The following is an 11,664-nucleotide window of genomic DNA, read 5'->3' as shown; positions in this document are numbered from 1 at the left end:
CTCCCACTCCCCTGCCCCACAAAAAGCACTTGCTATGCAAATCCGACCTTTCATCCTCACCAGCTTGGCCAGCTTAGGTTTGGCGATCGGCCTCACCACTGGCACTCCGGCTCAAATGCCCCACGACGACAATATGACCGAGCCAACCGGGCAGTTTCAGCGAATTGAGCAACCCCTGTGGTCGAAGGTAGCTGTCACTGGAGCGGGCTTGGGCCTGATTGGGCTAGAGCTGTGGTGGTTTTTGCTCAGTAAGCCTAGGTCGCGCCGGGCCAGCGCCACCGACGGCGTGCAAGAGATTACTGTCACCGTTGATGGTGGCTACGACCCTAGCGAGATTGTGGTGCAGGCGGGGCAGCCGGTGCGGCTCAACTTTTACCGTAAAGATCCCAGCAGTTGCTTAGAGGCGGTGCGATTTCCTGACTTTCGCATTGCTAGAGAATTGCCTGTCAACCAGACTACGGCGATCGAATTTACCCCTACCCAGCCGGGACGCTACGAGTTTACCTGCGGCATGAACATGTTTCGCGGCACGGTGGATGTGCGCGCTGAGACGGGGGTTCTCAACGGCAATAGGGCCACCCAGGCGGCAGCGTAGCCAGGGCTTTTACCTTGGCACCCCGGCCAGCGCTGAGGCGTTTACGGAGTGTCTCAGCGCGAGAATCGCAATTTTCGCGCAGGCCTCAGCATCGGAGAGGGCATCGTGGTGGTTGAGCGGTATGTCCAGGTAGTCGCACACGTTGGGCAACTTGGTGGGGCGAATATTCCACGCCTGACGGGCCAGCTTGACCGTGCAGACAAACTCCGGCAGCGGGGGCGCAAGGTTGTAGGCCCTGCAGCAGGCGTTGAGCACGCTGCGATCGAAGGAGGCATTGTGGGCAGCCAAAAAATCTGCCCCGGCAAACGTTGCTGCTAGCTGGGGCCACAGCTCGGCAAACGTGGGCTGATTCGCCACCTGATCCCAGGTAATGCCGTGGATGTAGGTAAATTCAAACTGCCGTCGCGGAGGCTGAATTAGGTAGTGAGCTTTATCGACCACCTGGCCCTGCTCGACCCGCACCAGGCCAATTGAGCAGGCGCTGTCTCTGTAGCGATCGGCGGTTTCAAAGTCGAGGGCAACGAAGGTCGTCATGGGCAGTGTTTAACCGAGCAGAGCCTCCGCTAGGATACCCGTTCTATACCAGCCCACCCGATACTTCGTTGCAATGCTTATCGACTCGGACGCGCCACTGACTCGGGTGCGTTACTTATCAGTCAAGATTAGGCGGGAATAGGCGGGATTGGATTAGTCGGGGTTGGGCAGCTCTTTCTCTAATGCGTTGTTGCCTTCGACATGGCGCTCGTACCACTGCATGATAGGCGTTGAGGTGATGCCGTGCAGCGCCACTGAGACGGTAACGGTGATCAAGGTTAGCCAGGCGATTAGTTCGCCTGTTTCGCCCTCTAGACCCTGACCTAGGGCATAGGTTAAATAGTAAAGGGAGCCCACACCGCGAATGCCAAACCAGCCAAACAGCCAGCGTGTGCTGGGGTGAACGGGCGAGCCAATGGTGCTAACCCACGCGCCCAGGGGACGAATCACAAATAGCAGTGAGCCCGCGATCACCAGGGCTGGGCCTGCAAAGCGCAGCATGGGTGCGTGGCGCAATAGCGACCCCAGCAGCAAAATAGTGCCTACTTCAGATAGTTTTTCAAGCCGTTCCATAAACCGTAGACGAGAGGCCGATCGGTCAGCACTCTTACACCCCTGGTACATGGTGACCCCAGCAACAAAAACGGCCAAAAAGCCGTAGCCGTGCACTAGCTCAGCCACAGAATAGCTCAGCAAGATAGTGCTAAGCGCAACAAAATCTTCCATTAAATCGTCGATAGCACGGCTTTTTTCGAGCCGTTGCTCTAACCAGCAAACCCCTCTAGCGACGAGCACTCCCACGGCCAGCCCCGCCGCGATCGCCCACACCAGATCTACTGCTACCCACTGCCTGAACCAGTTCTGCCAGCTGTTATCCTCTAGCCAGTGCAGCCCAAAGTAGACGAAGGGAAACGCCAGGGCATCGTTAAGACCACCCTCAGAGGTGAGACCAAAGCGCAGTTCATCGCGGTCTTTAGGATCGTACAGCTGCACCTCGGAGGCGAGAACGGGGTCGGTAGGGGCCAAAATAGCCCCCAGCAAAATGCCTTCTCCCCACTCCAACTTGAGGACGAAGTGCGCGATCGCGGCGATCGCAAAAATGGAGAGCGGCATCAAAAAGCCAATTAGGCGAATGGTAGAGTTCCAGGCCCAGGCTTTAATGGGCCGATTCATTTTAAGCCCGCAGCTAAATAGAGAAATTAAAACCACCATCTCTGTCAGCCGTTCTAGCAGCTGAGCATCGGGCCGCACCCGAATGAGATTAAACCCGTAGGGACTGAGTAAAACCCCCACCACCAGGTAAATCAAGGCGTAGGATAGGGGCAACCTCCCGATCCACCCAGACCCTAGTGTTACTGCCAGCAGCAGCAAGCCAATAACCAGCAGATCGAGAATATAAATATCCACAAATGTTTAGATAGGAAAATTAACCGTTCCTACACTGTAGAAGCTGGGTTCAGTCCCTCAGTGCAACCTCAGGTAGATCTTTCCCTGACCAGCCGTTAATCAGTGCCACCCCAGGTCCAGCGGGGGTTTCCATCGCGCAGGCCCTTGAACGTGATTACCGTTGTAAACCCATTTGCATCTCTCATGCCGGTCATATCGAGAATGGCTTTGACCTGACCATCGGCCAGCTGAACTCGGATATAGGAATGCCCTTCAAACGTTTCGTCATCAATGCTGAGCATGCCGCCGGAAGCCTGGCAATTGCGGTATTCGGGCCTGAGCGTGCCCACCCAGGTGGTGCTGAAGCGATCGGATTGGGAGACTTGAATATTGGTGGCGATGTCGCGCAGTTTGATCATGCCGTTGGTCGCAAAGCTGCCCTCAACATAGGGCTGCACGGTTTCATGGGCAATGAGATATTCGGGACAGTTGGCCGTTGGTGCGTCTAAGAGGGGTAATACGCTGAGTTCAATGGTGTTGGCCAAGGCAGCTTACCCCAGACTGCTCAACAGGCTCAGGGGTAAGCTGCCCAGTAAAGCCCAGCCCAACGTTAATTTCATCGTGACCTATCCTTTGTGAGCGCCGCTCAAAATGGTGTTTTCTACCAAGCTCAGTTCGGGACGTGAAATTTTCCGATTGGCAAACTTCACCTCTGGACTTGAATTTGGTTGATATTCACCTCTACAGCGCTTAGGCCCACTATTCCTGACGAGCGATCGCCCTCTGAGCCGGTCGTTGACCATCGCGCCTGTGCAGAACTCCGAGTCAGTGTGGCATGATCGGTTTCTGCGCTGCCCTGGGACCTTTCGCAACTCTGTATGCTACGCCTCAGCCAAATCAAACTGCCCCTCGACCATCCCGAAGCCGCCCTTGAAGAGGCCATTCTCAAGAAGCTGCACCTGTCGGCGGCAGACCTAAACCATTTCAGCATCTTTAAGCGCAGCTACGATGCGCGCAAAAAGGGCAACATCACCCTCGTCTATATCGTGGATGTCGAGACGCCGAAGGAAAAGGCGCTGCTGAAGCGGTTCAAGAAAGACCCCCACGTGGTGCCCACACCGGACGTGACGTACCATCCAGTAGCCCAGGCTCCTGCGGGCTTTGAGAACCGCCCGATTGTGATTGGCATGGGGCCGTGCGGTATGTTCGCGGGGCTGATGCTGGCGCAGATGGGGTTTCGGCCGATTATTTTGGAGCGGGGCAAATCGGTGCGCGATCGCAGCGTCGATACCTTTGGCTTTTGGCTCAAGAAAACCCTCAACCCCGAATCTAACGCGCAGTTCGGCGAAGGCGGTGCGGGCACCTTCTCTGACGGCAAGCTCTACAGCCAGGTCAGCGACCCCCACCACTATGGCCGCAAGGTGCTCACCGAGCTGGTCAATGCCGGAGCTAGTCCCGAGATTCTCTACATCAACAAGCCCCACATCGGCACCTACCGCCTGGTCAAAATCGTGCAGAACATGCGGGCCACTATTGAAGCACTGGGGGGCGAAATTCGTTTTCAGCACCGAGTCGCAGACATTGATATTGACCAGGGCCAGGTGCGCGGCGTGCGATTAGAGAATGGCGATTACCTGGCCAGCGACCATGTGGTGCTGGCCGTAGGCCACAGCGCCCGCGACACCTTTGAGATGCTGTACAACCGGGGCGTCTATATCGAGGCCAAACCCTTTTCGATTGGCTTTCGGGTTGAGCATCCCCAGTCGTTAATCGATCGCTGCCGCCTAGGCGACCAGGCCGGGCACCCCCGCCTGGGCTCCGCTGACTACAAGCTGGTACACCACTGCGAAAATGGGCGCACGGTCTACAGCTTTTGCATGTGCCCCGGTGGCAAAGTGGTGGCGGCGGCCTCAGAACCGGGTCGCCTGGTCACCAACGGCATGAGCGAGTACGCCCGTGACGAGTCGAACGCCAACAGCGCCATCGTCGTCGGCATTACCCCAGACGATTACCCCGAGGGGCCGCTGGCCGGTATTGCCCTCCAGCGCCAGCTCGAAGCCGGGGCCTTTGAGCTGGGCGGCGGCACCTATGAGGCACCGGGACAGCTGGTAGGCGACTTTCTGGCCCAGCGACCCTCGACCGCCTTTGGAGAGGTGCACCCGTCCTACAAGCCGGGGGTGACGCTGGGCGACCTGAGCGAGAGTTTGCCGGAGTACGCGATCGCGGCCATCCGCGAAGCCATTCCGGCCTTCGATCGCCAGATCCACGGTTTTGCCATGGCCGATGCCGTGCTCACCGGGGTCGAAACCCGCACCTCATCGCCCATTCGCATTAAGCGCAATGAGCAGTTTCAGAGCCTAAATACCGTTGGGCTGTACCCCGCAGGCGAAGGGGCAGGCTATGCCGGGGGTATTTTATCCGCCGGTATCGACGGTATTCGAGTAGCCGAAGCCGTCGCCCTGAGCTTAGTTAAGGGATGATGGCTTAACTTCGTTGTGCAGGCCGTCGAGCGGGCGGTTTGCGCCGAGAGGGCCGGTGCTCGGGCTCAAGCGTGTCGGGGTGCTGCGCTTCGAGCAAAAAGACGCGCCGACCGTCGTTGATGCGGTAAAGGGTCGTACAGGTGCAGGTGTGGCCTTCAGCCCTCAGCTGGTTAGCCCGTTCGTCGCAGGCGGCCCGGGCCTGTTCAACCTCTTCCCAATCGGTTTCGAGAAATATTTCTTGAATCAAACTCATTACGACAGCTCAATACTATGGACTTAGCTTACTGATTTTGGCTCTAAACCGCCGCTCTAACGGGCAGAGCGGCAGCAGATTAGACAAGTCAGTGGGGCAAAGCGCTAGCGAAACCCAATCAAAGGGTACTGCTGTTGGGTTTCACCCCCACCTCCAAAGTGTCCTAATCCCTTCACTTGGCAGAGCGCTAGGCCTTCGGCTTAGCCGCAGCGAGCGCTCTAGACTCGATCAAGAACTCAGGAATATCCCACAGGGCGTCGTCATCGAGGGCGTACTGTTCGCACACCAGGCTGAGGCGGTGGCCAGCGCTGGCCATGGCATTCACCGAGTGGGTCAGGTTGCCCTGAAAATGCAGCAGCATCCCCGTCTGGGGCCTTATCTGCGCTACCCGCTGTCGGCCCCGTTGCAGCACCAGTTCGCCGCTGGTCAGGTCGGTGGGTACCTGCACGTAGAGCACGCTCACCTGATCGGGTGGGTCGATGGTTTTGCAGTACGAGCGCAGCGATCGATCGATGTGCGGGTCAACCCGCGACCCCTGCTTTAGCAGCAGTGTGTTGAGGTAAAAGGCGTTGCAGTCGGGCAGCAGCGCCTGGTCGAGGTAGGGCTTGAGGTAGGGAAACTGGCGATCGACCTCGGCCCGGCCTGACGCTTTGAACACCACCGAGAAGCCCTTGGTACCGACAAAATCACGGTTAAGGTTGTTGGTGGCGAAGTAGCGGCACGACTGAATTGCCCCCCGCAGGTTGTGAAGGTAGGCGTCAGAAAAGGCCTGGGGCTGGCAGTGGTAGTAGGCCATTGGGTAGGGCGGTTAAGGATGCTCGGCAAAGGTCGCTATTTCGCCCGACTGGGTAAATGAGACGACGGTGTAGGGGTCGACGCGATCGCCCATTTCCATGCCGGGAGACCCCATAGGCATACCGGGGGCCGCAATGCCGAGCACATTGGGCTGCTCACTCAGCAAGCGGTGCACGTCGGTCGCTGGCACATGACCTTCAATGATATAACCTGCCGCAACCGCCGTATGGCAAGAGGCAGCGTCTTCTGGCACACCATAGCGGGCCTTGAGGGCAGCCATGTCTTCAGTGACGACATCCTGCACATGAAACCCAGCGGCTTTCATGTGGTCAACCCAGTGGCCACAGCAGCGGCAGGTGGGGCTGCGGTATACCGTTAGCTCAGGCAGATTGGGCTGCTCAAACTCAGCCGCTACGGCAGCGGTCGGAGCAGTGAGGGCAGTCAGCAGCGCGATCGCCACCACCAGCACGCTAATCAGCAGCCGATTGAGTAGGCCACGACGAGTCATGTAATCCATTTCTCCTTGCCCTATCAGTTGGCTTTGTCCCTATTCTTAGGATACCTCTGCCCCTGGGACAGCATTCTTGCTCCTCAGCAACTTGCTTACCGCCGTCGCTGCCGCTGACTATTAAACACCAACCGAGCCGCCAGGATTGAGATCCTAACAGCCCGGTTGGCCATTCTATTGGGAACCGCTATCGACGGTTCTTAGCAGATGTTGCCGATCGGCTCTGGCAATCTAGCGCTTGCCCAGCCACTTGGCGGCGAGGCAATCTAGCGCTTGCCCAGCCACTTAGCGGCGATCGCGCCCACGGCGGCACCCACCAGCGGGTTGCTGAAGAACTTCATGATGCCGGGCTGGTCAGCCAGCACATCTTGGAAGATATCGGGGTGGCTGTGGTAGGTGAAGGACGCCAGCTTGGTGACATCGTCTTCATTCATGCGGCTGGCGTGGTGGGTTGAAAGGCCCAGCTGCTTCTCCAGGTCGCGATCGCTCAGACCACGCTCTTTCAGGTGCTTAAACAGGTCGCGGGCGACATCGTCGCGCTCTTTGGGCTTAATTTGAGTGATCGCCTTACGCAGTTCGGGCTCCATCTGGCTGGGGGGAATGCGATCGGGGTGAAAACCGCGCCCCAGTTCCCGCCGCTCCTCACGCGAAGAGCGGTTGGCAAAGTCGTCGAAGTTGGCGTACTCGCGCTCGGGCTGGGTTGCTCGGCTGTCAATGCTTTCGGTGTCGCCACCGGCCAGGTCGTTCATGATCTGGCGTTTATAGTCTTTGCTGCTACTCATAATCTGTCTTACTCTTCTTTTTGAAATGGGCTAATTCTTTTGAAGTGGCGTTGGAATGCTCAGCCGCCTACTGGTAGACCACCTGACGGGTCGTATCGTCGTAGTTGGCCGTTAAAATCAGCTCTTTGTCGGGGGCATAGACCAACACGCTCAGGTCGCGGTTAGGGAATTTTTTGTGGAAACCCTGTACCAAAGACTGGGCTAAGGGTTTTACTTCCCGAGGGGCTACATCGGGAGAAATCACCACGCCGAGCTTGTCGTTGTCGCGCACATAGGCATCACTAACGAGCCCTCTGGCGGTCTGCATGACCCAACGGCCATAGTTTTCGCCGCTAGCTGTATCGCCGCGTTCGAGCTGGCTGTAGGCGGCGGTGGGGGCTAGCCGATTGCTAGTTTGGGTGGCGGTGCCGCAGGCGCTAGTGGTAAACAGCACAACGCCCAGGCACAGGGTGATTACCCCAAGGCGGATAGATTTCAAAATATTCACAGGTTTTTTCCTCAACGAATGCATTAATTCAGGGATTAGCTTGGCTAAGTGGGTCTACGGCTCTACCGGGTTGGATGCGTGGGGTAAGCCTGCCACCGGGGGAACGGTACCCTGCCGATGGGGATAACCCTGATCCATCGGGTGGTCGACTCGGTTGTAGGGGTTGTCTCGGCCAGGGGCCACAGGGCCATCACCAGGGAGCACATCCCCACTGAAGGTAGCGTTGGGTGAACCCGCCGCCGGGCTAGCTGTGTCATCGGGAGCATGGTAAACGCCCCAATCTTCTATGCCAGAGGCCTTTAGAGTGCGCTCTGCCCGAGCGATTTCAGGCTCGGTATCTTTGAGCATGACCAGATAGTCACCCTGGGCCACGCGATCGCGGTAGTGCTTGGCTCGGTGCTCAGGAATGCCCATACCAATTAGGGCACCTACTAGGCCACCGGCAGCCGCCCCGGCGGCACCGCCTGCTAGCGTTGACAGCACAACAGCGGCTTCGCCCGCCAGCATTGCTGGACCAATCCCCGGAATGACCAGGGTGCCGAGACCCACGAGTAGCCCGGTCACACCACCCAGCACACCGCCGGTAACGGCACCAACGGTACCGCCAGTGTCGGCCTGGTTGCTCGCTTCATCTTTGACCTTGACCCCAGCGATCGCGGTTTGGCGATCTGAGTCTTTGGCAATAACCGATACGTGGCTCATGGCAAAGCCCGAGTCACTCAACGCCTGTAGAGCAGAGGCCGTTCTGGGGCGATCGGGAAAAATTCCCACTGCGCGTCTGTGTTGTGAAGCCATAGAGTGCTTCCTCCTTTGTGTGAAGCCAGCAACCGTTGCAGAACCGAATAGGCAAAGCGTTGAAAACGCCGTAAATTAGGCGGCAACTGCTGCATCGTCTACCGTTTTAACTGTTAAGGCAGGCTTGCCTCATCGCTCATTGGAGAGAGCCCAGCTAGTAGAAAGGAGGAGATTTTTTGACCTAAGCTCGCCCAGTTAGAACAGGTTTAATTACTAAAAGAAATGGTACAAAGGATAAGGATTTTATGATGACTCTGTATCCAATCAAAGCGTTAATAGATCACAGCTTCCCTGACCAGAACTGTAGTTAAAAGCCACCAAATAAACGTTTCGCGATTGCCAAAATCCTTGACTTGCCATAGGGTGGGCAGTGCCCACCAGTCTAAACTTCAGTGCCATTCAACTACAGTCGACTTTGCTGTGATGTGGCGCTTAGATAGGCAAATCGATCAAAGGTTTGTTGGTCGCTATCCGGTAGCGCTGGTCGCCAGCATAGATACATCAGCGGGCCAAACAGGGGCACCAGCGCGATCGCCCAAAACCATCGGGTTTGATCAACCCCTCGCCGCTGCATATCGTCGTCAAGCAGCGATGTCAGCGGAAAAATAACTCCCATCAGACAAAAATCCAGGGTAATCAGGTGTACAAAGGCGTGGGTATGGAACTGCGCCCAAAAGTCGGGCCAGTCGCCGGTAATGACCGCAAAGCCAATTAGTGCGATCGCCGCCATTAATAGCACAACGCCAGTAGATCGGCGATCTAACCAGCTAAGCCAGTCATCTTTTTCACCGTAGAAAACTTGGTTGCGCTGCCGCACTAGCAGATAGGGCAGCAGGCAAATTACCCCCGTAAAATTTGAGCCAATAAAAAAAGGCCAGGCCGGAAACGGCTGCATGCGGCCATCGGCAAACATTAGGCAGGCGTAAATCATGGGCCAAACTCCCATCAGCCAAAAAATGGCCAGCAGGTAGGCATTGATTTCGCCCCAGTGTAGCGTTACCAAATGACGGGCAAAGGTCCAGGTATAGGGGCGATCGAGCGGTGCCCACCAAAGGACGTAGCCGACAAACCCAATCCAAATAGCGGCCAAAATTAACCGTCTACCCATTTGGCACCTCCTGCGTGAATGAGTTTGATTGTCAAATTGGTCAGGGGGCTGTGTGCTCTATCCGGGTAAAGGGTTCTAAACAATCGCAGGAGGAGATCTTGGGGAGAGTAATGTCAGCCTGAGTGAGTGGTGGGCATTGCCCGCCCTACTACAGAGCTGAAGGTTGAGCGAAGTCGAAACCTGGATTCTGATCACACTATCAACCCGCAAGTTACTAAGTAGGCGAGAACGTTGAATGCTTGGTTTTTACCTATCGCTAGAACCTTTCTTCTAGCAAGTATTTTGTTGCCGCTAGGGCCTAATTTTTTTTGTTACTAAAGATGGCGCGATCGCAGGTCGTGCAGCTCATACCTGCAAATCTTACCCGCGCGGGTACTGTGGCTTTTGCGCTGGCTTGTTTACGTTAGATACATCGCGTAGATAAAACCGTCCCGAACGCTGATTTGCCAAGGGCTAGTGGCTTTCTCTACGCATCAGTGGTGCTCTAAGGCTGCCAGAGTTTGGTTTAAAAGCTCTGATTTAACCCCCTTCTACCCTATGGACTTCAGGAAGCTTTTCAGATATTTGTGGCTGCAATTCTCTCCTGAAAAGCCGCCCATCCTGGCGCTCCCCCCGGCCTCTTTGGGGCCACACGCGAGTCAGCCACCCCTCGAACCGTTACCAGCCCATTCATTGAGGAACATCTCTATGTCTGACTACCAGCCCTACACGCAACGTCCTGGCCGCGACTTTGAAGCCCGCCGCAAAGAGGCCCGCGACCTTCGCGACCGAAAGCGTGACGAAGCCTTTGATGGGTTTAACTTTGATGTTCCACCCACCAATGGCGATGAGGAGCGGTTTGAGCACATTGGCTTTCCGGGGTTCGCCTCGTTTACTAAGGCCTTGGTACACGATGCTAAAGGGCTGGTTGACCCCGCATCGCTGCGATCGCTGCTCGATGCCCTACAAACCGGTACCCAAGAAGCGCTTGAGCAGGTACAGCTCGGCGGTCGCCGCACGCTGGTCAATCCGCTCAATGCCTTTTCCTATCAGGTGACGGGTAACGACTCCAACGGATCTCGGATGGCCGCAGCACCGGCCTTTAGCAGCCGCAGTACTGCCATCGACATGGTTGAGCGCTACTGGATGGCCCTCTGCCGCGATGTGCCCTTCGACCAGTATGCCAACAGCGGCTTGATTCGAGCCGCCTGCGACGACCTCAACGCCCTGGGTTTTGACGAGCAGTTTGGCTTTGAATGCACGCCCCAAACCCTATTTCGTGGCCCCTATGCGGGTTGCAATGTCGGCCCCCATGTCTCCCAGTTTTTGCTGCAAGACTTTAACTTTGGCAACCAGCCGATTCGTCAGCAGCAGCGCTACCCGCGCCCTGGGCTCGACTACATGACCGACCTGGACACTTGGAACCAGATTAACAACGGCACCATCAACCCCTCTGGCACCGACATCATTGATGGCCTGCGCTACATCACCACCCTGCGCGATGGTGGGCAGTGGGTACACATCGACTTTCCCCACCAGGCGGGGCTGTGGTCAACCATTGCGCTGCTGGGGCTAAATGCTGCCCTCTCGGATGCCACCCCCTACGGCAGGGGCATTACTACCGCCGATGCCTTTGGTAGTCTAGGCGGCCCTGACATCACCATTCAAAGTGGCCTGGCTGGGGTCTACGCCCTCAAGCATGCCTGGTTCCAGAAGTGGTGTGTGCACCGTCGCCTGCGGCCCGAGGTGTATGCTCAGCGCCTAGAGCTATTTCGCCGGGGCGTGCTGGGGGGCTCGACCGAGAACCCCTGCCACGATGCCAAGTTCAACGACTTGTTCTGCGAAGGGGCTGAGGTCTGGCGTCAGACCCAGGTGCTGGACCGCATCTACGAGCACAACCGCCAGCAAAATATGGCCCAAAACCGGGGCGATCGCGGCGGCACCTGGCTGCTGCCCATGGGC

The 11,664-nt window shown here is 57.0% G+C and carries 13 protein-coding genes; 3 read left to right on the top strand and 10 right to left on the bottom strand.

Annotated elements, in window-relative coordinates; genetic code table 11:
- The first annotated feature begins 34 nt into the window (after positions 1-34).
- Positions 35-595, top strand: coding sequence for a cupredoxin domain-containing protein (locus IQ273_RS23685; RefSeq protein ID WP_194025617.1), 561 nt, complete (start codon positions 35-37; stop codon positions 593-595).
- Between the two features lie 9 nt (positions 596-604).
- Here the strand turns inward: IQ273_RS23685 and IQ273_RS23680 are convergent, their stop codons facing one another.
- The 3 genes from IQ273_RS23680 to IQ273_RS23670 form a co-directional block, all read right to left on the bottom strand.
- Complete coding sequence (locus IQ273_RS23680) at positions 605-1,129, bottom strand: 3'-5' exonuclease (protein ID WP_194025616.1); 525 nt, start codon at positions 1,127-1,129, stop codon at positions 605-607.
- 153 nt (positions 1,130-1,282) lie between these two features.
- A complete protein-coding gene (locus IQ273_RS23675; protein ID WP_194025615.1) occupies positions 1,283-2,536 on the bottom strand; it encodes a sodium:proton antiporter in 1,254 nt (417 codons plus the stop codon).
- A 95-nt stretch (positions 2,537-2,631) separates the two neighbouring features.
- Complete coding sequence (locus IQ273_RS23670) at positions 2,632-3,060, bottom strand: hypothetical protein (protein WP_228053702.1); 429 nt, start codon at positions 3,058-3,060, stop codon at positions 2,632-2,634.
- A 333-nt stretch (positions 3,061-3,393) separates the two neighbouring features.
- On the opposite strand from IQ273_RS23670, the gene IQ273_RS23665 reads away from it, so the two are divergent.
- Positions 3,394-4,995: an NAD(P)/FAD-dependent oxidoreductase gene (locus tag IQ273_RS23665; RefSeq protein WP_194025614.1), complete on the top strand. Its 1,602-nt coding sequence runs from the start codon at positions 3,394-3,396 to the stop codon at positions 4,993-4,995.
- Between the two features lie 4 nt (positions 4,996-4,999).
- On the opposite strand, the gene IQ273_RS23660 is transcribed toward IQ273_RS23665, so the two are convergent.
- The 7 genes from IQ273_RS23660 to IQ273_RS23630 form a co-directional block, all read right to left on the bottom strand.
- Entirely contained in the window at positions 5,000-5,248 is a 249-nt protein-coding gene (locus IQ273_RS23660; protein WP_194025613.1) for a hypothetical protein, read from the bottom strand.
- Positions 5,249-5,435: 187 nt separating this feature from the next.
- Positions 5,436-6,044 (bottom strand): 2OG-Fe(II) oxygenase, encoded by a 609-nt coding sequence (locus tag IQ273_RS23655; protein WP_194025612.1) that lies wholly within the window; start codon positions 6,042-6,044, stop codon positions 5,436-5,438.
- 12 nt (positions 6,045-6,056) lie between these two features.
- The gene (locus tag IQ273_RS23650; RefSeq protein ID WP_194025611.1) at positions 6,057-6,551 is read right to left on the bottom strand and encodes a DUF411 domain-containing protein; all 495 of its coding nucleotides are present in this window, start codon (positions 6,549-6,551) and stop codon (positions 6,057-6,059) included.
- Positions 6,552-6,817: 266 nt separating this feature from the next.
- Entirely contained in the window at positions 6,818-7,333 is a 516-nt protein-coding gene (locus IQ273_RS23645; RefSeq protein WP_194025610.1) for a hypothetical protein, read from the bottom strand.
- Between the two features lie 67 nt (positions 7,334-7,400).
- A complete protein-coding gene (locus tag IQ273_RS23640) occupies positions 7,401-7,820 on the bottom strand; it encodes a hypothetical protein (protein WP_194025609.1) in 420 nt (139 codons plus the stop codon).
- Positions 7,821-7,874: 54 nt separating this feature from the next.
- The gene (locus IQ273_RS23635) at positions 7,875-8,615 is read right to left on the bottom strand and encodes a general stress protein (protein WP_228053694.1); all 741 of its coding nucleotides are present in this window, start codon (positions 8,613-8,615) and stop codon (positions 7,875-7,877) included.
- Positions 8,616-9,018: 403 nt separating this feature from the next.
- Positions 9,019-9,723: a DUF2834 domain-containing protein gene (locus IQ273_RS23630; RefSeq protein ID WP_194025608.1), complete on the bottom strand. Its 705-nt coding sequence runs from the start codon at positions 9,721-9,723 to the stop codon at positions 9,019-9,021.
- A 687-nt stretch (positions 9,724-10,410) separates the two neighbouring features.
- On the opposite strand from IQ273_RS23630, the gene IQ273_RS23625 reads away from it, so the two are divergent.
- Positions 10,411-11,664: phosphatidic acid phosphatase (locus tag IQ273_RS23625; protein WP_194025607.1), on the top strand; the 1,254-nt coding region annotated here is incomplete at its 3' end.

The organism is Nodosilinea sp. LEGE 07298 (assembly GCF_015207265.1).
GTDB lineage: Bacteria > Cyanobacteriota > Cyanobacteriia > Phormidesmidales > Phormidesmidaceae > Nodosilinea.
This window is presented reverse-complemented; position numbering and strand designations above follow the sequence as displayed.